This window comes from Mesorhizobium album (assembly GCF_033977205.1).
GTDB classification, from domain to species: Bacteria; Pseudomonadota; Alphaproteobacteria; order Rhizobiales; family Rhizobiaceae; genus Mesorhizobium; species Mesorhizobium album.
The window spans coordinates 42,959-69,169 of record NZ_JAVIIW010000016.1; the positions used below are offsets into that span (position 1 = coordinate 42,959).

The window sequence follows — 26,211 nt, forward strand, 5'->3', positions numbered from 1 at the left end:
ATTCATGAACGAGCGCAACGCTTCACGTTTCGTCGTGATCCCCGAATTCCGCGTCAGGCCTGAGGTCAGGTCCGCCTTTCTCGCCGCCGCTCGGGACGACGCCCGCCACTCCGTCGCCGACGAGGCAGGGTGTCACCAGTTCGACGTCGTCTGCCCCGAAGGCGCCAAAGACAGAGTGTTGTTCTACGAGGTCTACGATGACCGCGCCGCGTTCAACGCACATTCGCAAACCCCGCATCTGAAGCGCTTCCAGGTGGCCATGAAGGCGCTCGAGGTCGAAGAGACGGTCGTTCGCTTCGCCGCTCTCGAAAACGGCTGATCCGGCACCGGCCGCCGCAATGAGCGTCACCAGGGTCGGCTTCATCGGAACGGGCATCATGGGCGGCCACATGGCCCGCCGGCTGGCGCAGGCCGGCTTTGCCGTGAGCGCGTGGAACCGCAGTCCAGGAAAAGCCGAAGCGCTCGAGCGCTTCGGCGTCGCTGTCGCAGCCGAGGCAGCAGAGGCAGCGCGGCATGCGGATGTCGTGATCGCAATGCTGAGCTCGGGACAGGTCTGCGATGACGTGCTGTTCGGCGCGAATGCTGTGGCCGGCGCGATGTCGCCGGGGTCGACGCTTGTGGTGATGAGCTCGATCCCGGTCGAGACCGCGCGCCGGCAAGCAGAGCTGGCGGCGTCAAAAGGCATCCGTTACGTCGACGCTCCCGTTTCCGGCGGGGAGAAAGGCGCGGATGAAGGGACGCTTGCCGTTATGGCGGGCGGCGAAGCTGCCACCATAGAGGCGTTGGCGCCCATCCTTGGGCTGTTCGGCCGTGTCACGCATGTCGGCCCGGCCGGTGCAGGCAGCCTTGCAAAACTCGCCAACCAGTTGATCGTCGCCAGCAACATCTGCGCCGTCGCGGAAGCGCTGCTGCTGGCCGAAAGAGGTGGCGCCGACCCGGCACAGGTGCGCGAAGCGCTCCTCGGCGGTTTTGCCGACTCGACAGTGTTTCGCCAGCACGGTCTGCGCATGATCGAGGCCGATTTCGTGCCCGGCGGCCCCGCGAAATATCAGGTCAAGGATACCGGCACGGCGCTTGCGCTTGCCGAGTCGCTCGGACTGACGCTACCGGTTGCGACAGAGGTCGACCGGATTTTTCGCGGCCTCGTCGACAATGGTGGAGGCGATCTCGACCATAGCGCCGCAATCCTCGAGCTGCGGCGCATGAGCGTTAAACGCCGTGCCGGCAAACGCTGACGAGAACCTGACGGATGGCACGGGTCTTGATGACCTTGGATGGGCAACGCCTATGCAACCATGTCAGTCAAGGCGAATGACCGCACAGCCAAGCGGCTCGAGGGAGGGAAAAGATACGAATCCGGACGCCCTCCGTTGTTGGTATGTAGTTCCCGTTTGCCAGTAATTTCGCGTGCGGGATCACACCACTTCTAGCGGTATTCGTCCGGAGTGAGCCCGTAGTGCACTCCTGAGATGCCGCTTCAACGATTTGTGCCCTGCCTCGAGACACAAGGCATGTTGACATAAAGATGTCTTTATGTGACTACTGGCTGAACAGTCGTTGCAAGGACAAAGAATGTCGCAAAGTCCGTCCTCACTGGACGATCTGTTTGGTCCGGCCGGCGAGAAGCGAGACGGGTCGGAAGTCCTGGCTACGCTTCAAGCTACTGCGCGCGAACGCATCCTCATCCTCGACGGTGCCATGGGCACCCAGATCCAGGGCCTCGGTTTCGACGAGGACCATTTCCGCGGCGACAGGTTCGTCGGTTGCGCCTGTCACCAGAAGGGCAATAACGATCTTTTGATCCTGAGCCAGCCCAAGGCGATCGAGGACATTCATTATCAGTACGCTATTGCCGGCGCGGACATCATCGAGACCAACACCTTCTCATCAACCTCCATAGCGCAGGCCGATTACGGCATGGAAAATGCCGTCTACGACCTCAATCGCGACGGCGCTCGGCTTGTGCGCCGTGCTTTGGTCCGGGCACGACAGGAAGACGGCAAGCGGCGGTTTGTCGCCGGCGCTCTCGGGCCGACCAACCGCACTGCCTCGATGTCGCCGGATGTCAACAATCCCGGTTACCGCGCCGTGACGTTCGACAAATTGCGCTGTGCCTATGGCGAGCAGCTGCGTGGGCTGATCGACGGCGGCGCCGACATCATCCTGATCGAGACGATCTTCGACACGCTGAACGCCAAGGCGGCGATCTTCGCCTGCAACGAGATCTTTGTCGAAAAGGGCGTGCATCTGCCGGTCATGATCTCCGGCACGATCACCGACCTGTCCGGCCGCACGCTCTCCGGCCAGACGCCGACGGCTTTCTGGCATTCGGTCCGTCACGCCAGCCCGTTCACGATCGGCCTCAATTGCGCGCTCGGCGCCAACGCCATGCGCGCGCATCTGGATGAGCTTTCGGGCGTCGCAGGCACCTTTGTCTGCGCCTATCCGAATGCCGGCCTGCCCAATGAATTCGGCCGGTATGACGAGAGCCCGGACTTCATGGCTGAGCAGATCGAGGGTTTTGCGCGCGACGGATTGGTCAATGTCGTCGGCGGCTGCTGCGGCTCGACGCCGGACCATATCCGCGCCATCGCGGCGGCGGTGAAGAAATATCCGCCGCGCGCCATCCCGAAGATCGAGCCGAAGATGCGCCTGTCGGGCCTCGAGCCCTTCACGCTGACCGACGAGATTCCGTTCGTCAATGTCGGCGAGCGCACCAATGTCACGGGCTCCGCCAGGTTCAGGAAGCTGATCACGGCGGGCGACTATGTCGCCGCGCTCGATGTCGCGCGCGACCAGGTCGCCAACGGCGCGCAGATCATCGACATCAACATGGACGAAGGGCTGATCGATTCGAAGAAGGCGATGGTTGAATATCTCAACCTGATCGCGGCCGAGCCGGACATTGCCCGCGTTCCCGTGATGATCGACAGTTCCAAGTGGGAGATCATCGAGGCCGGCCTGAAGTGCGTCCAGGGCAAGCCGCTGGTCAACTCCATCTCCATGAAGGAAGGCGAGGAAGCGTTCCTGCATCATGCCAGGCTGGTGCGCGCCTATGGCGCTGCGCTGGTCGTCATGGCCTTCGACGAGGACGGCCAGGCCGACACCAGGGCGCGCAAGGTCGAGATCTGTACCCGTGCCTACAAGCTTCTGACCGAGCAGGCCGGCTTTCCGCCCGAGGATATCGTCTTCGATCCGAACGTGTTCGCCATCGCCACCGGCATCGACGAACACAACAATTACGGTGTCGACTTCATCGAAGCCGCTAGGCAGATCACCGCGACGCTTCCTCATGTCCATATTTCGGGCGGCGTGTCGAACCTCTCCTTTTCGTTCCGCGGCAACGAACCGGTGCGCGAGGCCATGCATGCCGTGTTCCTCTACCACGCCATCCAGGCGGGCATGGACATGGGCATCGTCAATGCCGGGCAGCTTGCCGTCTACGACACCATCGACCCGGAACTGCGCGAAGCCTGCGAGGATGTCGTCAACAACCGTCAGCCGAAGCGCGGCGGCACGGCGACCGAGCGCATGCTGGAACTCGCCGAACGCTTCAAGGCCACGGCGGGCAAGGAGGCGCAGGAACGCGTTCTCGCCTGGCGCGACTGGCCGGTCGAGCAGCGCATTTCGCACGCGCTGGTCAATGGCATCACCGAATTCATCGACGCGGACACGGACGAGGCGCGGCGCGCCGCCGAGCGGCCGCTGCATGTCATCGAAGGCCCGCTGATGGCGGGCATGAACGTCGTCGGCGACCTCTTTGGCGCGGGAAAAATGTTCCTGCCGCAAGTGGTGAAGTCGGCGCGCGTGATGAAGCAGGCGGTGGCCGGCCTGCTGCCGCACATGGAGGCGGAGAAGCTGGCGAACGCCGCCAGCGGGATCGACAATGGCGAGCGCCAGACCGCCGGCAAGATCCTGATGGCGACGGTAAAGGGGGATGTCCACGACATCGGCAAGAACATCGTCGGCGTGGTCCTTGCCTGCAACAATTATGAGATCATCGATCTTGGCGTCATGGTGCCTGCGGCGAAGATCCTGCAGACGGCGCGTGAGCTAAAGGTCGACGTCATCGGCCTGTCCGGCCTGATCACGCCCTCGCTCGACGAGATGGTGCATATGGCGGCCGAGATGGAACGTGAAGGCTTCGACATTCCGCTGCTGATCGGCGGCGCGACGACCAGCCGCGTGCATACGGCGGTCAAGATCCATCCGCGCTATGCGAAAGGCCAGACGGTGTATGTCGCCGACGCCAGCCGCGCCGTCGGCGTGGTATCGGCACTGCTTTCGAACGAGGCCAAGGCCGGCTATGTCGAGAACGTTCGCGCGGAGTACAAGAAGGTTGCCGACGCGCATGCGCGCAGCGAAGCCGACAAGCAGCGGCTGCCGCTCGCCAGGGCGCGGGCCAATGCCCACAAGATCGACTGGGCGGGCTACGAGCCGCCAAAACCGTCCTTCCTTGGCCTGAGGGTCTTCGAAGGCTGGGATCTGGCCGAGCTTGCCCGCTATATCGACTGGACGCCATTCTTCCAAACCTGGGAGTTGAAGGGCCGCTATCCCAAAATCCTCGACGACGAGGACCAGGGGCCGGCGGCACGCCAGCTCTTCGAGGACGCCCAGGCGATGCTGGCGAAGATCATCGCGGAAAAATGGTTTGCGCCCAAGGGCGTGATCGGCTTCTGGCCGGCCAATACCGCCGGCGACGATATCAGACTGTTCACGGATGAGGCCCGCTCGCACGAACTGGCGACATTCTTCACGCTGCGCCAGCAGCTGGCCAGGCGCGACGGCAAGGCCAATGTCGCGCTGTCGGATTTCGTCGCGCCTGCGGACAGCGGCAAGGCCGACTATGTGGGCGGCTTCATAGTCACCGCGGGCATCGAGGAAGTGGCGATCGCCGAGCGCTTCGAGCGGGCGAACGACGACTATTCGTCGATCATGGTCAAGGCGCTGGCGGACCGTTTCGCCGAAGCCTTCGCAGAGCGCATGCACGAGAAGGTGCGCAAGGAGTTCTGGGGTTACGCGCCCGATGAGAACCTGGCCCCGGACGACCTGATCGGCGAGCCCTATCGCGGCATCCGCCCCGCGCCCGGCTATCCGGCGCAACCCGACCACACCGAAAAGGCGACGCTGTTTCGTCTGCTCGACGGCGAACGCAATGCGGCCGTGAGCCTGACCGAAAGCTTCGCCATGTGGCCCGGCTCCTCCGTCTCCGGCATCTACCTGTCGCATCCCGAAAGCTATTATTTCGGCGTCGCTAAGGTCGAGCGCGATCAGGTCGAGGACTATGCGCGGCGCAAGGCCATGCCGCTGGCCGCGGTCGAGCGCTGGCTTGGGCCGATCCTCAACTATGTGCCGGCGCGCTACGCCGAAGCGGCGGAGTAAGTCCCTATTACCGCCAGTCGTCCTTGCCCCTGACCGATCTCGCATTCCTGTGGACCGGTTTGGGCGAATCGATGATTTGATCAGGGTGCTTAAGGTGGCCGTTCGTCTCGCGGATGGGATAATTGGGAAGTCGGTGCCGGCGCTGCCCCCCGCAACGGCAGCGGCGCTTTTCGTCTCGACATGACCACTGGGCCAGGTTCTGGCAAGGTGCCGAGATGCAGGAAGTGTTTTTGATTACCCCTATCTTGATTTCCATTATTTTGGGCGCTCGAGAATTAAGTTTGGCACTTCTATCTAACGAGTGCCAATCGGCCTATATTTGGGCGTGGCCGCCTATACCGGCCCCAGAAAGAAGCTTCCATGAAATTCCGGCCACTCCACGACCGCGTCGTTATCAGGCGCGCGGAAAGTGACGCCAAATCCACGGGCGGCATCATCATTTCCGACAACGCCAAGGAAGAGCCGCAGGAAGGCGAAGTCATCGCCGTGGGCCCGGGCGCACGCGACGAAAACGGCGCGCTGGTCGCGCTCGAGGTCAAGGCGGGGGCTCTCATCCTGTTCGGCAAATGGTCGGGCACCGAGGTCAAGACCGACGGCGAAGACCTTCTGATCATGAAGGAAGCCGACATCATGGACATGATCAAAAAGACCGTGGCTGCCAAGAAGGCCGCCTGACGTGGGCGCCGCGCGTATTCCCGGACGCGCGTAGGACGCTCGCGATTCTGAGTATCGGGGCGACGCCGCCGTCTAGCCCCTCCCAACCGAACTGGAAAAAATCATGCCCGCCAAGGAAATCAAATTCTCCACCGATGCCCGCGACCGCATGCTGCGCGGGGTCGAGCTTCTCAACAACGCAGTCAAGGTGACGCTTGGCCCCAAGGGCCGCAATGTCGTCATCGACAAGGCCTATGGCGCGCCACGCATCACCAAGGACGGCGTTGCCGTCGCCAAGGAAATCGAGCTTGCCGACAAGTTCGAGAACATGGGCGCGCAGATGGTGCGCGAAGTGGCTTCGAAGACCAACGACCTTGCCGGTGACGGCACAACCACCGCCACGGTGCTGGCCGCCTCGATCCTGCGCGAAGGCGCCAAGCTCGTCGCCGCCGGCATGAACCCGATGGACCTGAAGCGCGGCATACATCAGGCCGTTAGCGCCGTGGTCAAGGAAATCCAGGCGCGGTCCAAGAAGGTGAAATCCTCCGCCGAAATCGCGCAGGTCGGCACCATCGCCGCCAATGGCGATGCCACCGTCGGCGACATGATCGCCAAGGCGATGGACAAGGTCGGCAACGACGGCGTCATCACCGTCGAGGAAGCCAAGACCGCCGAGACCGATCTCGACGTCGTCGAGGGCATGCAGTTCGACCGCGGCTATCTCTCGCCCTATTTCGTCACCAATGCCGAGAAGATGCGCGCCGAGCTGGAGGACGCCTACGTCCTCATCCATGAAAAGAAGCTCGGCAACCTGCAGGCATTGCTGCCGATCCTCGAAGCCGTGGTGCAGAGCGGCAAGCCGCTGCTGATCATCGCCGAGGATGTCGAGGGCGAGGCGCTGGCGACGCTTGTCGTCAACAAGCTGCGCGGCGGCCTCAAGGTCGCGGCCGTCAAGGCGCCGGGCTTCGGCGATCGCCGCAAGGCGATGCTGGAAGACATCGCCGTGCTCACTGCCGGCCAGATGATTTCCGAGGATCTCGGCATCAAACTGGAGAACATTGCCATTGACATGCTCGGCCGCGCCAAGCGCGTGCTGATCGAGAAGGACACAACCACGATCATAGACGGCGCCGGCACCAAGGCGACCATTCAGGCGCGCATACAGCAGATCAAAAGTCAGATCGAGGAAACCACTTCCGACTACGACAAGGAAAAGCTGCAGGAGCGACTGGCGAAGCTCGCCGGCGGCGTTGCGGTCATTCGCGTCGGCGGCGCCACCGAGTCCGAAGTCAAGGAAAAGAAGGACCGCATCGACGATGCGCTGAATGCCACGCGCGCCGCCGTGGAAGAAGGCATCGTTGCAGGTGGTGGCGTGGCGCTGCTGCGCGCCAGGTCGTCGCTTGCCGGCTTGAATGGCGCCAATGCCGATGTGACGGCGGGTATCTCGATCGTGCTGAGGGCGCTTGAGGCGCCGGTCCGCCAGATCGCAGAAAATGCAGGCATCGAAGGTTCGATCGTCGTCGGCAAGCTCTCCGAGAGCAAGGATTCCAATCAGGGCTTCGACGCCCAGAACGAGATTTATGTCGATATGATCAAGGCTGGCATCGTCGACCCGGCAAAGGTGGTGCGGACCGCACTCCAGGACGCCGGTTCGATCGCCGCCCTGTTGATCACGGCCGAGGCCATGATTACCGATGTTCCGGCCAAGGATGCCGCGCCATCCCCCGGCGGTGGCATGGGCCATTGACCGACTCCCTGCCGGGAACGCGCTGCGATGCCCGTCGCGCCAAGCGCGAAGCACTGAAGGTCGCCGACAATGAGCGGGTTTTGGCGGAAGCTGCAGCTGCCAAGGCTGAGGAAAAGGGCGGAAGCCGAAGCCCGCCAGACAGAAATCGGCAATCGGGTCTCGCGCGTCGTGGCCGAAGAGACGGCCCGCAAGGCCCGTCAGGCCTAATACTTCAACACCTGCCCCAATCCCACGGGCGCAGCCACTGCCCAGCAGATGATCGCAGGGTGGCGAAAAAAACGGACTGGTTATAATGAGCGCACATGTCTATCCACCCGCTTCACTCGTTGAAGACAATGCCGGAGCGTGGTTGAAGAAGCTGGCGAAATACCGACGGCCGCGTCTAGGGCGTAGTGCCTTCGAACTGTTCATCACTCTTGTCCCTTTCGCCATCTTCTGGGCCGCTGCTTGTCTTTCGCTGACCAACAGCTTCTGGCCCGGTCTCATCGCGATCCTTCCTGCCAGCGGCTTCCTGCTCAGGCTGTTCATGATCCAGCACGATTGCGGCCACGGCTCGTTCTTCGCCTGTCGCGGACTCGATGACTGGACCGGCCGCCTGCTTGGGGTCCTAACTCTGACCCCATATGACTATTGGAGGCGTGCACACGCCGCCCATCATGCGACTGCAGGCAATCTCGACGAACGCGGGGTTGGTGACATCACCACGCTGACGATAGCCGAATACCGTGCCCTTTCGCCGATAAAGCGCGTCGGTTACCGGCTGTACCGGCACCCGCTTGTGATGTTCGGGATCGGGCCAGCTTGGCTATTTCTATTCAAGCAGCGCCTGCCGTTCGGGATGATGGGCTCGGGTGCTCTGCCTTGGATTTCGACCATGCTGACGAATATTGCGATCGTTACACTGGCTGCCTTGATGGTATGGACCGTCGGTTTGGCTACCTTTCTCCTAATCCACCTGCCGGTCGCACTGCTGGCAGGTGCGGCTGGCGTTTGGCTCTTCTATGTACAGCACCAATTCGAGGAGACGCATTGGTCGGGGGGCGAGGATTGGCGGTTTCCCCAAGCGGCGCTGCTTGGCGCCTCGCACTACGATCTTCCGCCGGTGCTGCGGTGGCTCACCGGCAATATCGGCATCCATCACGTCCATCATCTGTCCAGCCGGATTCCCTACTACCGCTTGCCGGAAGTGCTGCGCGACCATCCGCAACTCGCCTGCATTGGCCGTATCACCCTCTGGGACAGCCTCAAATGCGTCAGGCTCGTGCTTTGGGACGACCGGCGCCAGAGGCTGGTTTCATTCCATGACGCTGTTGGCGGGGGCGCTTGCTCCTGAACGGCGTTCCTTCCTATACGACTCTCGGGGTTGCCGTTAGATAAATTGAGTCCTAACGGCAGTTCGCATGCCAAGGAGCTACTCGACTCGGCGCTCCACCTCTGCGGCGGTATATCTTCAGCTCTGACATTGGGAGCATTCCAGTGTCGGCGCCCGCTTCCAAATACTACCTGAGCTTGGAGTTCCTTGGAAGATTTGGCCTCGCCGAAGGCGACGGCCCTGATCACGTTATGCGGGAGGCGGAGAAGGAGGGAGTCGTCGCGTCGGAAATTGGCCGACCCAGGGCTGCTGCACTCACGGACTCTGCGGGTAGGCTGTCAGGTCGACGGTAGTGACAATCGCGGTCGCGCTCTTCGGAGACCACCAGAAGGGGTAACACCCGACTGGAGACGATCACCACCCGCTGGTCGACAGGCATGCGCACTGGGGCCGAGTCGGTCATGCAGACGATGGGCTGATCATATCGCCGACAGGCTGCTTCCCGCCCTTCGTGCAGCGATCGTCCAAGAGCTCGGCGAACCGCAGCACACCGAGTGGTCGCTAGTGATTGATGAAGCCGACGCGCAGACCCTGAACTTCCACTACCCGGTCGCGCTTCCGACGGCTGAGTATCAAGGCATGGCCTACATCACGCCACGGGTTAAGCTTGAGCTTGGCGCCCGCGGCGATCCTTGGCCCGCCGAGGAGAGGATCATTCGCCCCTACGCGGCCGAGGATTTTCCCGATTTCTTCGAAGACTCGGATACGACCGTCACGGTCCTGTCTGCACGGCGCACCTTTTGGGAAAAAGCCACCGCCTTGCATGCCGAAACCCATCGTCCGCCAGAGTCGGCGACGCCGCAATATTTCTCGCGGCACTACTAAGACCTCGCCATGATGCTGGACTCCGATGAGGGGAAGGCCGCCGCCGCTGATCTCGAGATGCTGGCAATCGTGGCAAAGCACAAGGCGACGTTCTTTCGCTCGGGCTGGGCCAACTATGATACGGCGCGCCCAGGCACTTTGCGGCTGATGCCAAGCGAGGCCCGGTTCAACGATCTCAGAGCGGATTATCGGGCAATGGCGCCGATGATGTTCGATGACACCCCGCCGTCATTCGACGACATTCTTTCCAGAATTCAGAAATTCCAGGAGGCCATCAACAGGTAGGCGCGCGACTTGCCGAGAATCATGGGCCACCGCACCTGGCTCGCCTCCCGTTGCCCAACGCTATCGAATTTTGCTACCGAGGCCTGGATCAGATCGCCGGCACAAGCTTTGGGCGACTTGGACTTCGACAGAATTGGCCTGAGCTTCAGTCCTGGCTTGGGGAGCGCCCCAAATGGCATTTCGATTTATCCATACTGCCGACATTCATCTCGATTCGCCACTGCGCTCGCTTGCGTTGCGCAGTCCCGAGCTTGCCGAGCTGGTCGGAGATGCCAGCCGTCAGGCATTCACCGCGATTGTGGATCTTTGCCTGGCGGAGGGTGTCGATGCGCTTGTGATCGCCGGCGATCTTTACGATGGCGACCAGACCTCGATGAAGACGGCACGCTTTCTGGCATCCCAGATGACGCGTCTTCATCAAGCTGGCGTCAGGGTCTACATGATCCGCGGCAATCATGACGCCATGTCGCGGATTGCGAAGCAGCTCGTGTTGCCCGACACGGTGACGATCTTTGGCGGCCGCTGCCAATCCGTGGTGCAGCCTGGCTCCGGGATAGACGTTGCGTTCCATGGGCTGAGCTTCGCCAGCCCCAAGGCGCCCGAAAGCCTGCTGCCCAAATATGCTGGCCCCGAGGAGGGGGTCGCCAACATCGGCATCATGCATACGAGCCTGGCTGGTTCCCCAGGCCATGACGTTTATGCACCTTGCAGCGTCGCCGATCTTCACGGCCACGGCTTCGACTATTGGGCGCTTGGCCATATCCACGTTCGCCAGGTCTATTCCGGCGCGAGCACGCTCGTCATGCCAGGGATTCCTCAGGGGAGGGACATCAATGAGGCGGGCGAGAAATCGGTCACGCTGGTCACCATTCGCGACGATCGCTCCGTCGAGATCGAGGAGAGGCTCACCAGTGTCGCGCAGTTCGAGCGGGTAAGCGTCGATCTGACCGAGGCGTCGGAATGGAGCGAGGCCATCATTCGTATCCGAGCAGGGCTGGAGCAATCCCGGGAGGTTGCCAGATCGCGCTACCTTGTTACCCGCCTCGGCTTGGTCGGCACGTCTGCCCTTTCATGGTCGCTGATCCGCGACCGGGACTTGGCTGTCGCAGAAGCCGAACAGGCAGCCGAGCAGGTGGGCGACACCTGGGTGGAAAAGCTGGAGCTCGATCTTTCGGCCCCCGATGTCGGAGATTCGGGCAATGTTGCCGATCCCACTTTGGAACTCGCACAGTCCATGCGCGCCAATGCGGGCTCTGATGCATTTCGATCCGAAGCGCGCGAATTCGTATTGAAGACGATCGCGGACCTGCCGCCCGATGCGCGGGGCTTCGCCGGCAAGGACGAAGCAGGGCTCGAACAGTTTCTCGACGATGTGCTTGCCGGAAGCGTTGACCTGGTCACGGCCCGGCTCAAGGCAGGTGCGACGCGATGAGATTGCGGCGCCTTGACCTGACCCGCTACGGCAAGTTCACCGAGAAGGCGATCGACTTTGGAGAGAAGCCGGCTTCAGGCCCAGATTTTCACATAGTCTTCGGCCTGAACGAGGCCGGCAAGTCGACCGCGCTTTCCGCGTACCTTGATCTGCTCTTCGGCATCGAAGAGCGCAGCCGCTACAACTTCCTGCACAACTATAGCTCCATGCGCATCGACGGACTGCTCGAATTCGAGGGGCAGGCGCTTGCCGTTTCCCGCACCAAAAGCCGCAGCAACTCACTGCATGATGCCGAAGGCCGGCCACTGAGCGAGATTGCCATTTCGGCGCACCTCGCGGGCTTGTCCCGGGATACCTACAGCAGCATGTTCTCGCTCGATGACGAGACGCTGGAAGCGGGCGGCAAGGCGATCCTCGAATCGCGCGGCGATCTCGGCAAGCTCCTTTTCACCGCCAGCGCTGGGCTCGGACATGCCAGCGATGTCCTCGCCGCGCTTGAGACGGAGGCGGACGGGCTTCACCGAAAACAGGCCCAGACGACCGAAATTGCGCTGCTCAAGAAGCGGTTCGCGGAGCTCAAGTCACGCAAGGAGACGATCGACACCCTGGCCTCGACATTCGAGGCGCTCGAGGCGGAACGGGCGGAGGCCCAGGAGAAGTATGACCGCAGCCTGACTGCGCGCGCGGCGTTGTCGGCCCGGCTCGCCACGATCGAGCGACATGTGCGCGCCGCGCCTGTCCTGGCCGAGATAAAACGCAAGGCAAGCAGGCTGGCTGAGCTGCCTGACATCCCGTCTCCTCCAAGGACCTGGAGTGGCAGCGTCGCGGAATTGATCGATCAGGATGCACGCTTAAGAGCCCGCGTCCAGGCCAATGCCGATGAGATTGATCGGGCGCAGGCAAAGATCGCAGCAATCGCTGTCGATGAGGCTGTGCTGGCGATCTCGGAGCAGGTGCGAGGACTGGCCGACCGCAAGGCGCGCTACTTATCCGCGGGTATGGATTTGCCGACCCGCAAGATGGAAGTCCAGGTGCTCGACCAGACGGTGGCGAATTGTCTGGCTGCGCTTGGAAGGTCGGCCGAACAAGATCCGTCCCGGCTCATCCTGCCGGCCTTTGTGGTTGGCACGCTTCGAACCATCGCCGAACAACGCTCCGGCATCACGACGAGCCTGCGGATGGCCCGTGACGAAGCCGCTGCTGCGCTCGACGGGCTCAACGCTGCACGAGGTCGCATTGGCGAGGGGCGGGCAGTGCCCGAGCCCGCAAGAGCCAGGCTGATCGCAGCCGTGTCGGAGGCGAAGGCCAGTAGTCACGCACGCGAGATAAGAGAAGCGCGCGCGTTGGGGGAGGAGCGGCAAACAAGGCTGGCGGATGCGATGCGGCGCCTCCAGCCGTGGTCGGGAGATGCGGAGGCCCTTTCCAAAATGTCGGTTCCGCCACCGACGCAGATGGCTCAGTGGAAAACACTGGCCGCGGACCTTCAAAGGGACAAAGCAGTCTTGTCGGAGCGTCTGGCTGAGCATGAACAGAGCCGCATATCTGCTTCGTCGCGGCTGGCTGCTGTGCGCGCCTCGGCCGAGATCGCCGACGATGAAACGGCCGCAGCCATACGACGCGAGAGGGACGAGGCTTGGCGAAATCACCGGGCGGACCTCAAGGCCGAAACCGCAGACGTATTCGCCGCGGCATTGGCCAAGGACGATCATGTCGGCCAAGCTCGATTGGACCATGCGGGCGAGCTTGCGGATCTGCGCGCAACCAAGCAAAGAGCGGCCGAGACCGAAGCGGCGATAGAGCGCGTCGGTGCCCAGCTCCGCGAGCTGGAAGACCGCGCTGAAACGGCATCCGCTGGAATCAAGCGGATGGCCAGCGCCTTGCTTGAGAATTGCCAGGCGCAGTCGCTCGACTTGCTGATCGGACTTCTCGAGGAGCGCCTATCTGCGCGCGCTGACGCGCTCGGCGCCTGGGACGACCTTCTGCTTGCACGCGCAAGGATTGAGCGCGCGACAGCCGAAGGAGAGCGGATCCATCTCGGATTGGCCTCGGCTCTTCAAAGCGTTGGAATTCAGCCGGATGCTGACGAGGCCCTGGAGGCCAACGTGGTCGCCGCCGACCGCTTTCTGGACAGGCAGGCGAAGGTCGACGCGGAACGAGCCGAAGCACTGAGGAGCGTCGCCGCGAAGGAAGAGGAACTGGCCGCCAGGCGGCTCGCTGTTGAAATTGCCGAGCGGCGAGAGGGAGCAGGGCAGGCCGAGGTCAAGGAAACGCTGAAGGGCACCTGGCTCGAAGAAGGCATCGCCGGGACTGGGCTTGGCAGCGTGCTCGATCAGCTGTCAGAGCTATCAAAGGCGCTGCAGGATCGTGAGGCCATGCGTATCCGCATCCGCAAGATGGAGGCGGACAGGACTGCATTTGCTGAAGAGGTGGCCCGCCTTGGTGCACAGGTCGGCGAGCGTGCAAGAGACGATGCGCCAGAACAGCTGAGCGTCGGGATGACAGGGCGTCTGGAGCAAGCCGAGCGTGCCCGTGAGGCGCGGGCAAATCTCGTCCTTGACGTTCAGAAGTTGCACGAGGTTCGAGAGGCACTGAACGCTGAGGTCGAGGCAAACGAGACCACAAAGCAAGAGGTGCTCGGTGCCTTTGGGGTGAAGACTCTGCCGGAGGTCGCAGAGCGCGATCAGCAGCTTCGCGAGCGAGACGGCCTCCATGTTGCCGTGGCCGAGCTTGAGCAACGACTGACGAGCGAGCTTGCCCTCGACGACTTCACCCAGGCGCAGTCCTTGGTCGAAGGCCTCGATCTCGATCGGCTCGCAATTGAAAAGGCGGAAATCGAGCGGCGCCTCGCCGACCTCGATGACTCACTGCAACAGCAGCTTGTCCGACGCACCCGTGCGACCGACAAGCTCGACGCGATCGGCGGAGACAGCGCAGTTGCCCGGATCGATGCTGATCGTCGCACCGTCCTTCTCGAAATCGAGGAAAAGGCTGTCCGTTATATCGAATTGAAGCTGGGAGTGATGTCGGCGTCGAGCGCGCTCCGAGTCTATCGCGAACGTCACCGCTCCGGAATGATGAGCGAGGCGTCCGACGCCTTCGCACTGATAACGCGCGGCCAGTACACAGGCTTGACGACCCAGCCGGTAAAGGGCGGCGAGGTGCTCATTGCCACGCAGCGGGATGGCCAATCGAAGGTCGCAGACGCTTTGTCGAAAGGCGCGCGATTCCAGCTCTACCTGGCTCTGCGCCTCGCCGGATATTATGAGTTTGCCAAGCTCAGGCCGGCAGTTCCGTTCATCGCCGACGACATCATGGAGACCTTCGACCATCTCCGGTCGGAAGAAGTTTTTCGGTTGTTCGGCGAGATGGCCAGTGTAGGTCAGGTGATTTACCTCACGCATCATCAACACCTGTGCGAGATTGCGAAGTCGGTTGTCCCTAACGTCGCCATCCACGAGCTCGGGTAATTCAAACGGCATGTTGCTGGCGCGTTCTCGAGATAAGTGGCATCGCCAATGACCGCTCCGCGCCCTATCTCGGTCATTAAAGGTAGCGGTGCCACTGTGCCTTAAAGCGGACACCACCGGGCGCCCGCGCTGGAGGTCGCAGATGCGCACGGAGCGGTCGACCGAACTATGCGCAAGACAGGCATATCGTTCTCAGCTAATGTTCCGGCGCTGCAGGGAGACACCGGCCGATGAAGAGCCAAGAAATACTGGCCAACACCGCCCGTCTCGGCCCGGTTCATCTTCGCGTCGTTGACATTCCAGCCGCCTTACCGGTCTGGCGTGAGGTGGTCGGCCTCTCAACCTTGACCCGAGAGGGCGGCATCGCCGAACTCGGCGTCGACGGCAAGACTCTTATTGTGCTGCACTCAGGGGCAACAACCGTCCTGCCGTCAAAGTCCCGCGATCTTTTTCACATCGCCATCCATGTCACGACACGTAAGGAGTTGGCCCGGGTCGCCGCCCGGCTGCGGGTCTCCGGCCTGAGGCACATGCACACGTGCCCTCGCTGCAAACGGACGGGGTGCTGGACCTCTTCGATCCCGAGGGGAACCGCCTGCGGGTGGTGCTCGCAAGCGACTGATGTGACGGCTGTGGGCCTGAACCAGGGGGGACAATGGCAATAAAAGTAATCGGAACGGGATTTGGCCGAACAGGATCGGATTCGATGCGCGAGGCGCTGACGATCCTTGGCTTCGGTCCCTGTCACCACATGTTCGAAGTCATGGCCAATGACGATCAGAAGCGGCTTTGGCGTTCGCTGGCGAAGGGCGCGGCACCAGACTGGAACCAGCTGTTTGCGGGCTACGCTTCCTGCGTCGACTGGCCCTCGTCACACTATTGGCGTGACCTGATTGAGTTCTATCCCGACGCCCGGGTCATCCTGACATACCGATCGCCGGAAAGCTGGTGGAAAAGCTTCGAGAAAACGATTCTAGCAGGCATCAGCCAGAGCACGGATCAGGAGTCGCTGGGTCTTGCCTTGATCTCCAGGCAGGTCTTCGGCGGCCGGCCGCACGATCGCGCCAATGCCATCGCCGTCTACGCAGCCAATGTAAGGGCGGTCATTGCGACAGTGCCGTCGAGTCGGCTGCTGGTCCACAATCTGGGCGACGGATGGGAGCCGCTCTGCCTGCATCTTGGCGTGTCAGTACCGAACCAGTCCTATCCCAATCGTAACAATACCAAGGACTTTCAGTCGGCTCTTGCACAGAACTAGTCTGACCGTCTGCAATGGGTCAGGTCACGACAAAGTTCGCTACGACGGTCAGAACCGGACTTGGGGTAGCGTCGACTTTTTGACTCACAGGCGACCGTCGTCCCATCAATTTTCAACGACGGCTTTGCGCCTGATGTCGGTCGCGCAGACCGCGTTTGCGGCTTCTTGAAAGCAGACGCCGCAGAATCCGCCGCTGGAGCCGTGCTCGCGTCAAAATCAGCTTCGGCGGCGTGACGCGGCAATCTACCCGAGTCTCATAAGGCCCGCACGCTCGCGTCGCGGGCCACTGGACTTATGGCCGACTGGTAGCTCCGCGACAGTATGGAGCTATTGCTTTTGACAGGGCATCTCACACGTTTTCCGGCGTCACGATTTCAAAGGCGATCGTGCGCTGGATGGTGCTGCCCAGTGCCCCTTGAGTGATCGTCTCGATCATCGTCTGCACCAGAACGGCCGAAGTCTGTTCCAACGGATGACAGAGAGCCGCGGTGATCATCCCTTCTGACAGACCTTTTCGCGTCTCCGGACCGATATCCCGGCAAACGAGACGGATACTTCTGCGTCGTTCTGGAGGAACTTCTCTCAGCGCTCGTAAGACCCCGGAAATGCCACCACCTACGATCAGGATGCCGGTGAGGTCATCCGTTGTCGCCAGCAGCTCCTTGACCATCCGATAGGCCTGGTTCGGCTCCTCGTGAGTGGGGCGGCTGTCCTCAATGGTCAGGTGCGGCGCATGCTCGCGCATGTAGGAGCGGAAGCTTGCATCGGAGACGTCCTGACACTGATAGCGGTGGTTCCCAATGAAGACGGCGATGCGTCCGGGCCCGTGGGTCATGTGCGCGATAAGCCATGCTGCCGTTCGCCCCATTTTCCAGTTATCGGCCCCAACGTAAGCGGCCCGTTCTCGAGCGGATTGGTCGGTGATATAGGCGATGACCGGCTTGCCCTTCTCGTGCAACTCGCGAATGGCCTGGGCAACAACAGGGTGATCTGCGGCGACCACGGCGACAGCATCACAGTTCGCGCCCAGGGCTTTGAGCCGACCGGCGATGTTCTCCGGCGTCAACAAATCCACGAAGTCGATCACAGGATCGACGACATCATCGCGCCTCGCGTGGCACGCCTCGGTGATTTTCTTTCCGAAGAGCTGATAGAGCTCACGGCTGGATTGCTGCAGCAGAAAGCCAAGCCGGTATTTTGGGACGGATTTGCGCAGCCGATCCTCGATTGCGCCGACCCCGTAAAATCCAATGCGCTCGGCGGCGGCCTGGACCTGCTGCACTGTGGTGCCTTTGACCGAGGCGGTACCGCTCAGAATCCTATTGACCGTCGATGTGGAGACGCCCGCCTCTTTGGCAAGGTCGGCAATGGTAGGGCGACGCATGGTGTTCCCTCGTCGTGACGATCTGTGTCATCGTGAATGACACTGAATGACACTTTATGTATTTTCAGTATTATTTGGTGTTTCTCAAATTTCAAGCTCCCGATATGAATCCGCTCGCTGAATGGTCGCGCCAGGGGGCGGACCAAGGGAGGAAATCGAGATGACTAAATTTCGCCGTTTCGCGGCTACCGTGTCGACTGCCGCCATCGTCGCGTGCACAGCAACGGCCGTCATGGCTGCCAACATCTTTGTCGTGGGCGGCAAGCCGGACGACCCCTTCTGGTCGATCGTAAAGCGCGGCGCCGAGGATGCCGGCAAGGTCGCGGAGGCCCAGGGCGGCAAGGTGACCTGGCTCGGACCGCAGAACTACGACAACCTCGGGGTTGATGCGGCGGAGCTGATCCGTCAGGCCATCGACCAGGGCGCCGATGCGATCGTCGGCCCGGACTGGGTGCCGGAGGCCATGGACCCCGCCTTCAAGGCGGTCGTCGACAAGAAGATTCCGCTGGTCATCTACAATGCCGGCGGCATCCAGGCCGCCGATCGCCTCGGCGCGATGAACTATGTCGGCTCCAATGACTACCTGTCCGGCAAGGCCGCTGGCACGTTCTTCGCCAAGCACGACCTCAAGAAGGCGGTCTGCCTCAACACGCTGCCTGGCGCGGCAAACATCGAGGCTTTCTGCAAAGGCATGATCGATGGCGTCACTGAGGGCGGCGGCTCGGGCTCGGCTCTGCCGTTGCCCGCAACCTCATTCGGTTCGGCGACAGCTGTGGCGCAGGCCCTGAAGGCACACCTGCTGCAGAACCCGGACATCAAGGCCGTGTTCGCCATCGGCAATGTCGACACAAACTCGGCAGTCAACGGCGTGGCGCAGGCGGGAAAGCAGGGTCAGGTGCAGGTCTGCGGCATGAACATGGACGAAACCGTCCTGAACAATATCAAAAGCGGCACCCAGCTTTGCGCGATCGATCAGCAGGGCTACCTGCAAGGCTATCTGGCCGTCTCGATCCTGAACGGCAATGTCAATTACGGCCTCACCGTTCCGACCCGGGAAATCCTGACGGGCCCTGGCGTGATCGACGCGTCGAACGTCGACGCCACGTTGAAGGGTGTCAAGGCAGGCGCGCGGTGAACTTCCGCTAACGTCGCGAAGCCACTTGCCGCAGCGGCAGGTGGCTTCCACTCCTCCAACGGTGCCGACCGTTACGACTGGTCCGGCCGCTTGTGGTGGTCTTAGATGAGCACGTCAAATCGTATTGAAGCGTCCCCGGCGCCGTCAGGCGGCCAAAGCATCAAAGCGACTATCGGTCAGCTTTTGCGCCGCCCTGAAGCGGGGTCATTGCTGGGCTTGATAGCGGTGTTCGCTTTCTTTGCCATACTGGGCGGAAAAGTCTTCCTGGCGTCCGCGGGCTACGCGAGCTGGCTCAATGTCGCCGCCGAGATCGGCATCGTGGCACTTCCGATCGGGCTCCTGATGATCGCAGGGGAAATGGATATCTCGATCGGCGCGGTCATTCCGGCGGCATCTTTGACCGTGGCCATTGTTTCCGGCCACTACGGGCTCCCTGAACCCGTGGGGATCCTCGCCGGCCTGGCCGTCGGGCTCATCGTCGGATCTTTCAATGGCTACATCGTCAATCGTACGGCCGTTCCCTCGTTGATTGTCACCATCGGCTCCATGTTCGGCGTTATGGGCTTGACCTTGGGCTTCACCGTGCTCATCGCCGGCAGCACGGGCGTGTCCCTCGTGCCAAGTGCCGCCGGCAAGGCGATCCTCGGCCAGTTTATCGGCGGCATGTTTGAGGTGACGATCGTCTGGTGGCTCCTGTTCGTCGCCGCCTTCTTCTATCTGCTGCACATCTCGCCCAAGGGTAACTGGATTCTCGCTTTGGGCGGGGACAAGGTTTCGGCCCGCAACGCCGGTATACCGACAGCCAGACTCACGGTCGCGCTTTACATGCTTTCGGGTTTCTCCGCCGCTTTCGTCGGGGTCAGCCAAGTGTTCGTCTATCAAAGTGCTCAGGTGCTGGCGGGCCAGTCGTTCATCTTCAATTCGATCATGTGCGTCGTCATTGGCGGTGTGGTTCTGACTGGCGGCGCCGGGTCGGTGGTGGGCATCGTATTTGGCACGCTCACGTTCGCGATCGTCAATCAGGGCATCTATTTCACGGGGATCGACCCGAACCTGGGCAGCATCATCATCGGCGCTCTGCTTTTGCTTGCCGTGATGACGAACGACAAGTTCCGTCAGATGGCGGTGTCCTTCGCAACGAAAAAGAAGAAGTGAGGGTCGGGAGATGAGCGGTCTGTTCGGACAATTCATACGGCGCCCGGAATTTGGGGCGATGCTGAGCTTCGTCGCGGTGATTGCCTTCTACGTCGCTTTTGGCGGAGTGAGCCTCAGTTCGCTCTTTGGCGCTGCAAGCTGGATCAACTTCGCGGCCAATCTTGGTATCGTCGCCTTGCCCGTCGGCCTCCTGATGATCGCGGGCGAGCTTGACATCTCAATCGGGGCCATGATCCCGGCGGGCTCGATGTCGATCGCTATACTGTCGGGCTACTACGACCTGCCGATCGTCGTCGGCATCTTGGGTGCGCTCGCCTTCGGCGTCCTGGTAGGTCTGGCCAACGGCTTCCTGGCAGTACGCACGAGCGTGCCCTCGCTGATCATCACGTTAGGCACGCTGGTCGCAGTGCAGGGTCTTGTCCTCGCAGGATCCGTCATGCTCACCGGGGCAGCATCGGTTCCGCTCAATGCCCCGGCCTGGGCCAAGTTGGTTTTTGGCCAGCTCATCTTCGGCAAATTCCAGGTCATTATCCTGTGGTGGTTTGCGCTGACGGTGATCTTCGGCTTCGTGCTTCACGCGATGCGCTATGGCAACTGGATCTTTGCAATGGGCGGAGACGAGGTCAGCGCACGCAACGCCGGCATTCCGACCAATCGGCTCAAAATCGCGCTCTTCGTTCTGTCGAGCACGGCCGCCTCCTTCGTCGGAATGTGCGGTGCCATCCAGTTTAACTCCGCGCAGGTCTCTGGCGGCATGAACTACATCTTCAACACCATCGTCTCGATCGTGGTGGGCGGCGTGCTGTTGACCGGCGGCTTCGGCTCGGTCGCCGGCATCTTCCTCGGCGCGCTAACCTTCGCCGTCGTCAGCCAGGGTATCTATTTCACCGACATCGACCGCAACTGGTCCAACCTCATCATCGGCGTGATGCTCCTGGCAGCCGTTCTGATGAACAACACCTTCCGGGAGATCGCCATGCGCTACGTGCCCAAGAAGAGCAAGTGAGGATTAGTGCCATGTCCGACAAAGTTCCGATTCTAGAACTTCAAAAAGTCGATAAGAGCTTCGGTCCGATCGACGTGCTCTTCGACATTTCCCTCAAAGTCCGGGCCGGCGAGGTACTCTGCCTCCTTGGCGACAATGGCGCTGGCAAGTCGACGCTCATCAAGACGCTTGCCGGGGTGCACAAGCCGACCCGTGGCACCATCCTGCTTGACGGCAAGCCGGTCGAATTCAGCGGACCGCGCAATGCGCAGGAAATGGGTATTTCCACGGTGCATCAATTCGGCGGCACCTTTCCGCTGATGTCGATCGGCCGCTCCTTCTTCGTCGGGGTCGAACCGACCAAGGGGTGGGGCCCCTTCAAGGTCTATGACCGCAAGAAGGCCAACGAGATTGCCGTCAAGGCCGTGCAGGACTTCGGCATCACCCGGATCGACGATGGCGATCGCCTCGTCGGCGGGCTTTCAGGGGGTGAACGCCAGTCGCTTGCGATTGCCCGTGCCGTGCATTTCGGGGCCCGTGTGCTGATCCTCGACGAACCCACTGCCGCGCTTGGCGTGAAACAGGCAGCGCATGTGCTGCGGATCGTGAACGAGGCGAAGCGGCGGGGCCTGGCGGTGATCTTCATCACGCATCAGGTCATGCATGCCATGACGGTGGGGGATCATTTCGCGGTGCTCATCCGCGGGGCAATCGCCGCTGACTTCCGCAGGGGCGAAAAAACCCGCGAGGAGATCACCGACCTGATGGCGGGCGGGGAAACCATGGCGGACCTCGAGGCTCAAGTCGAAAGCTACATGGCAAGCCACGAGGGGCATCCGCCGCCGCCAGCCCAGTAATCGCTGACGGCGTCACAAACGAAACTGCGCGCTGCGCTCGGCTTCGACAGCGGCTCGAAAGGCCGCCGTCGAAGAAGGGAGAGTTGCGTCCGGAATCTGGAGGTCAAAATGAAGATTGCACTCGACCCGTTCATGCATAGGCATCTGTCGCTGGAGGCGTTGCCGGCAAAGGTCAAGGAGCTCGGTTACGACTGGATCGAGCTTTCGCCGCGCGGCGACTTCCTCGAATGGTTCAAGGCGCCGCGTGTCTTTCCCGATCGGATCAGAAGCTTCAAGAAAGCTCTGAAAGAGAGCGGTGTCGGCATCGCCTCGCTTTTGCCCATGTACCGCTGGGCCTCCAACGACGAGACCGAGCGCCAGGCCGCGGTGAAGCACTGGAAGCGGGCGATCGCGATCGCTGTCGAAATGGAAGTCGACACGATGAATTCCGAGTTCGGCCGCGGTCCGCATCCCGACAGGGGCTCCTGCTACTGCTGCCACACCGGATCGATGATCGAGGCCTGCGAGGACGCCTGGTGGCGCTCGATGGACGAACTGGTGCCGATCTTCGAGAAGGAAGGCATCAACCTGCATGTCGAGCCGCATCCGGAAGACTGGTGCGAGACGCTGCAGCCGGCGCTCGACATCATCCGGACGGTCAACTCGAAGAACGTCAAATTCCTCTACTGCGCGCCGCATACCTTCTACTTTGGCGACGACACCAAGGCGATGCTGCGCGAAGCCAAGGACGTGCTGGCGCATGTTCACGTCGGCGACACGTTCAACCACAAGGCCTCGTCCGGCCTGCGCTATATCCTCAATCCGCCGGGCACGCAGGCCCGCGTGCACCAGCACTTGAACATCGGCCAGGGCGAGGTGCCCTGGGACGATTTCTTCTCGACGCTCGCCGAAATCGGCTTCGATGGCATCATGACCGCCTGCGTCTTTGCGTGGGAGGACAAGGCCGACCATTCCGGCAAATTCATGCGCGCCGAAATGCAGCGCTATATCGACAAGTACCGGGGGACAAAATGACCCTCCAGGTCGGCGTCATCGGCACGGGCATGATCGGCCAGGATCACATCCGCCGCCTTACTAAAGTCCTTTCCGGCGCGGAGATCGTCGGTGTCACCGATATCGACCAGGCTCGAGCCGCCGCGGCCGCCCCCAGCGGCGCGGAAGTGTTCACCAGCCCATCGGCTCTGATCTCTTCGGAAAAGGTGCAGGCAGTGATCATCTGCTCCTGGGGACCGGCGCATGAGGAGCAGCTGCTCGCCTGCATCGCCGCCGGCAAGCCGGTGTTCTGCGAAAAGCCCCTGGTGACGTCCGCCGCGGCCGCGCTCCGCGTGATGGAGGCCGAGGTGGCCTTCGGCCGGCGTCTCGTGCAGGTGGGGTTCATGCGCCGTTTCGATGCTGATTATCGCCGCCTCAAAGCAGTGATCGACGCGAGGAAACTTGGCGCGCCGCTGATGTTCCATTCCGTGCATCGCAATGCCTCGGTGCCCGAGGGACTCTACACGTCGGAGATGCCGCTGAACGACACGCTGGTGCATGACGCGGATATCTCCCGCTGGCTGCTGTCGGACGAGGTCACTGGGGTCGAGGTGCGGGTGCCGCGCCGGTCCTCCCGTGGTGGTGAGTTACGCGATCCGGTTTTCGTGCTCTTGCACATGGCCTCGGGCGCGCTGGTCGACGTCGAGATCTCGGTAAACGTCTCCTACGGCTATGACATCCGCGGCGAGGTCAGCTGCGAGAGGGGCGTAGCCGCGCTGCCGAACCGACCGGCGACCGTGATCTCGGATGTGAACGGCATCCGTCAGGCGATCCCCGAGGATTGGCGCGAGCGCTTCATCGAAGCTTACGACCAGGAATTCCGGGAATGGATCGTGGCCGCATCGCAGGGCACCGCAACCGGTCCGTCGACCTGGGATGGATACGCGGCCACGCTCGTGGCCGATGCCGCTCTGCGTGCCGTGGGCAGCGGCGGCTTTGAAGCGATCAACTTGATAGCGAAACCCGAGCTTTACGGCACTCCGACCGCCTTGGCGGCGGAATGAACCGGAAGCTCGTCTCAGGAAAGATGGACAAATGATCAACGGAGAACGAACGATTTCCCGGCCCCTGCGCTGGGGGATGGTCGGTGGCGGGCGCACAGGCCAGGTGGGCTACAAGCACAGAACCGGCGCCCAGCGTGACGGCACCTACCGGCTCGTCTGCGGCGCCTTCGACCTCGACGCCGAGCGCGGCCGCGATTTCGGGACCAGGCTCGGCGTGGCGGCAGATCGTTGCTACGCCACCTATCAGGACCTCATCGTCGGAGAGACCGCCCGCGAAGACGGCGTCGAGGTCGTCTCGATCGCGACGCCCAACTTCACCCACTACGAGATCACCAAGGCCTGCTTGCAAGCGGGGCTGCATGTGATCTGTGAAAAGCCGCTCTTCTTCACCGTGGCCGAATGCGTGGAGATCGAGAAGCTGGCCGCACAGAAGGGTCTGATTGTCGGCGTCACCTATGGCTTCACAGGTCATCCGCTGGTTCATCAGATGGCCGCCATGGTCAAGAAAGGCATGCTCGGCGATATCCGTATCGTCGACATGCAATATACCCATGGCTTCAACTCGGGCGACGATGTGGGCGCTGGCGAAGCCGTGAAATGGCGCACGAACCCGAAGACCGCCGGCTCCACATTTGTCTTGGGCGATATCGGCACGCATCTTTACTACCTGTCCGAGATCGTGCTGCCGCATCTGAGGATCGAGAAGCTGCTTTGCGACCGCAAAGCGTTTATTCCGACCCGTGCGCCGCTGGAGGACCATGCAACGGTGCTCATGCACTATGGCAACGGGGCGCGGGGTCGTCTCTGGGTTTCGTCAGTGGACGCCGGGAACATGGGCAGCCAGCGCTATCGTTTCGTTGGTTCCAAGGCCTCCGTCGAATGGTCCGACAGCCGTCCCGATCAGTTGATCTACGAAGTCCAGGGCGAGCCGAACCGTACCCTGCATCACGGCATGCCGTATCTCGAAGAAGAGAGCCTTGCCGTTGACCGCATGGGCGCGCTGCATACCGAAGGTCTCGGCGACAGCTGGTCGAACATCTACCTGTGGATCGCGCAAGCAATCGACGCCAAGAACCGCGGCGACGAAGCCTTCCTGAAAACGCACCACTACCCGGGCATCAAGGCCGGCACGGAAGGTGTCCGCTGGCTGGAGAACTGCGTCCGCTCGGCCGACATGGGCGCCGTCTGGGTCGATTTCAAATAGTTCCTCCCACCTGGGGGCGCACTTGAGGTGCGCCCCCCTTTTTTTGGACAGAGACAAGATGAGACTTTCCATTTGCACCGACGTCATGGGCAATCTCTCCTTCACGGAGATGCTCGACAAATGCGTGAAACTCGGCGTCGAAGGCATCGAGATGACCGGCGGCGGCTGGTCGCGCGCACCGCATTTCCGCGCCGATGAGCTCTTGGCCGACAAAGCGCTCCTGAGGACGAAGCTCAAGGAGATCGAGGCTCGTGGGCTTCAAATCGCGGCGCTCAACTGCTCGGCCAACCCGCTCGATCCCGGTGCCATGGGCAAGCGTCACCGCAAGGAGATGGAGGATACCATCCGCCTCGCCGGCGAGATCGGCGTCAAGACAATAGTGACGATGTCCGGTTTACCCGAAGCGGCGCCCGGCGACACGGTTCCCAACTGGCTCGTCTACACCAAGAGCTGGCCTGACGAGATGCCTGAGCGCGACCGCTACCAGTGGGAGGATCGCGCTTTCCCGCTCTGGCATGACCTTGTGAAGCACGGCAAGGAAGCGGGCATCGAGAAATACGCGCTCGAAAACTTCTCGGCCATGCTCGTGTGGAACCCCGAGACGCTGTTCCGCCTGCGCAACGAGGTTGGTCCGACCGTCGGCATGAACCTCGACCCGTCGCACCTGATGTGGATGGGTGCTGATCCGATCGCCTCGGCAAGGGCGCTCGGTTCGGCCATCCACCATTGCCACGGCAAGGACACGCGCATCGAACGCGGCCTGGCCGACATCAATGGGCTGCTGGAACTGAAGGACGTCACCGACGTCGCCAACCGGACCTGGAACTATGTCGCGGTGGGTGCCGGCCATGACCTGCAATGGTGGAAGGAGTTCTTCTCCGTTGTCCGGATGGTCGGCTACAACGGCTGGGTCAGCCTCGAGATGGAAGATTTCACCATGTCCACCGAGGCGGGCATCCAGTCCTCCATCGATGCCTTGCAGGCCACGATCAGCCGCTGATTTGGCTCGGGCCGCCTGCGCGGCCCGGCCATC

Annotated in this window: 19 protein-coding genes and 2 pseudogenes; 20 read left to right on the forward strand and 1 reads right to left on the reverse strand. The window is 62.0% G+C overall.

Annotation, left to right across the window (positions count from 1 at the left end):
* Positions 1-4: 4 nt before the first annotated feature.
* The 12 genes and pseudogenes from RFN28_RS15270 to RFN28_RS15325 all read left to right on the forward strand — a co-directional run bounded on the left by RFN28_RS15270 (position 5) and on the right by RFN28_RS15325 (position 16,422).
* A complete protein-coding gene (locus RFN28_RS15270) occupies positions 5-319 on the forward strand; it encodes a putative quinol monooxygenase (RefSeq protein ID WP_320288152.1) in 315 nt (104 codons plus the stop codon).
* Between the two features lie 19 nt (positions 320-338).
* Entirely contained in the window at positions 339-1,235 is an 897-nt protein-coding gene (locus RFN28_RS15275; RefSeq protein WP_320288153.1) for an NAD(P)-dependent oxidoreductase, read from the forward strand.
* A 337-nt stretch (positions 1,236-1,572) separates the two neighbouring features.
* Entirely contained in the window at positions 1,573-5,382 is a 3,810-nt protein-coding gene (metH, locus tag RFN28_RS15280) for a methionine synthase (protein WP_320288154.1), read from the forward strand.
* 360 nt (positions 5,383-5,742) lie between these two features.
* Positions 5,743-6,057 (forward strand): co-chaperone GroES, encoded by a 315-nt coding sequence (locus RFN28_RS15285; protein WP_320288155.1) that lies wholly within the window; start codon positions 5,743-5,745, stop codon positions 6,055-6,057.
* A 103-nt stretch (positions 6,058-6,160) separates the two neighbouring features.
* Positions 6,161-7,783, forward strand: a complete 1,623-nt coding sequence (gene groL / locus RFN28_RS15290; RefSeq protein ID WP_320288156.1) for a chaperonin GroEL — start codon at positions 6,161-6,163, stop codon at positions 7,781-7,783.
* Positions 7,784-7,809: 26 nt separating this feature from the next.
* Positions 7,810-7,990: pseudogene (locus RFN28_RS15295) on the forward strand (DUF6481 family protein); the annotation flags it as partial.
* An 85-nt stretch (positions 7,991-8,075) separates the two neighbouring features.
* Entirely contained in the window at positions 8,076-9,116 is a 1,041-nt protein-coding gene (locus RFN28_RS15300; RefSeq protein ID WP_320288157.1) for a fatty acid desaturase, read from the forward strand.
* Positions 9,117-9,386: 270 nt separating this feature from the next.
* Positions 9,387-10,265: pseudogene (locus RFN28_RS15305) on the forward strand (nucleotidyl transferase AbiEii/AbiGii toxin family protein).
* 172 nt (positions 10,266-10,437) lie between these two features.
* Positions 10,438-11,697, forward strand: coding sequence for a metallophosphoesterase family protein (locus tag RFN28_RS15310; protein WP_320288158.1), 1,260 nt, complete (start codon positions 10,438-10,440; stop codon positions 11,695-11,697).
* Positions 11,694-15,164: an ATP-binding protein gene (locus RFN28_RS15315; protein ID WP_320288159.1), complete on the forward strand. Its 3,471-nt coding sequence runs from the start codon at positions 11,694-11,696 to the stop codon at positions 15,162-15,164. Before RFN28_RS15310 ends, RFN28_RS15315 begins: the two co-directional genes overlap by 4 nt.
* 230 nt (positions 15,165-15,394) lie before the next feature.
* Complete coding sequence (locus RFN28_RS15320; RefSeq protein WP_320288160.1) at positions 15,395-15,829, forward strand: VOC family protein; 435 nt, start codon at positions 15,395-15,397, stop codon at positions 15,827-15,829.
* Positions 15,820-16,422, forward strand: a complete 603-nt coding sequence (locus RFN28_RS15325) for a sulfotransferase family protein (RefSeq protein ID WP_320288161.1) — start codon at positions 15,820-15,822, stop codon at positions 16,420-16,422. Before RFN28_RS15320 ends, RFN28_RS15325 begins: the two co-directional genes overlap by 10 nt.
* A gap of 349 nt (positions 16,423-16,771) precedes the next feature.
* On the opposite strand, the gene RFN28_RS15330 is transcribed toward RFN28_RS15325, so the two are convergent.
* Complete coding sequence (locus tag RFN28_RS15330; protein ID WP_320288162.1) at positions 16,772-17,806, reverse strand: LacI family DNA-binding transcriptional regulator; 1,035 nt, start codon at positions 17,804-17,806, stop codon at positions 16,772-16,774.
* 160 nt (positions 17,807-17,966) lie between these two features.
* Here RFN28_RS15330 and RFN28_RS15335 point away from each other — a divergent pair, with 160 nt between their 5' ends.
* From RFN28_RS15335 to RFN28_RS15370, 8 genes are all read left to right on the forward strand, one after another.
* Positions 17,967-18,941 (forward strand): sugar ABC transporter substrate-binding protein, encoded by a 975-nt coding sequence (locus RFN28_RS15335; RefSeq protein ID WP_320288163.1) that lies wholly within the window; start codon positions 17,967-17,969, stop codon positions 18,939-18,941.
* A gap of 105 nt (positions 18,942-19,046) precedes the next feature.
* Positions 19,047-20,096 (forward strand): ABC transporter permease, encoded by a 1,050-nt coding sequence (locus RFN28_RS15340; protein ID WP_320288164.1) that lies wholly within the window; start codon positions 19,047-19,049, stop codon positions 20,094-20,096.
* Positions 20,097-20,106: 10 nt separating this feature from the next.
* Positions 20,107-21,102, forward strand: a complete 996-nt coding sequence (locus RFN28_RS15345; protein ID WP_320288165.1) for an ABC transporter permease — start codon at positions 20,107-20,109, stop codon at positions 21,100-21,102.
* Positions 21,103-21,113: 11 nt separating this feature from the next.
* Positions 21,114-21,938: an ATP-binding cassette domain-containing protein gene (locus tag RFN28_RS15350; RefSeq protein ID WP_320288166.1), complete on the forward strand. Its 825-nt coding sequence runs from the start codon at positions 21,114-21,116 to the stop codon at positions 21,936-21,938.
* A 108-nt stretch (positions 21,939-22,046) separates the two neighbouring features.
* Complete coding sequence (locus tag RFN28_RS15355; RefSeq protein ID WP_320288167.1) at positions 22,047-22,952, forward strand: sugar phosphate isomerase/epimerase family protein; 906 nt, start codon at positions 22,047-22,049, stop codon at positions 22,950-22,952.
* Positions 22,949-23,974 carry a Gfo/Idh/MocA family oxidoreductase gene (locus RFN28_RS15360; RefSeq protein ID WP_320288168.1) on the forward strand — a complete coding sequence of 342 codons (1,026 nt, stop codon included), beginning with the start codon at positions 22,949-22,951 and terminating at the stop codon, positions 23,972-23,974. Before RFN28_RS15355 ends, RFN28_RS15360 begins: the two co-directional genes overlap by 4 nt.
* Before the next feature lie 31 nt (positions 23,975-24,005).
* A complete protein-coding gene (locus tag RFN28_RS15365; RefSeq protein ID WP_320288169.1) occupies positions 24,006-25,178 on the forward strand; it encodes a Gfo/Idh/MocA family protein in 1,173 nt (390 codons plus the stop codon).
* Between the two features lie 58 nt (positions 25,179-25,236).
* Positions 25,237-26,178 carry a sugar phosphate isomerase/epimerase family protein gene (locus tag RFN28_RS15370; protein ID WP_320288170.1) on the forward strand — a complete coding sequence of 314 codons (942 nt, stop codon included), beginning with the start codon at positions 25,237-25,239 and terminating at the stop codon, positions 26,176-26,178.
* Positions 26,179-26,211: the final 33 nt, after the last annotated feature.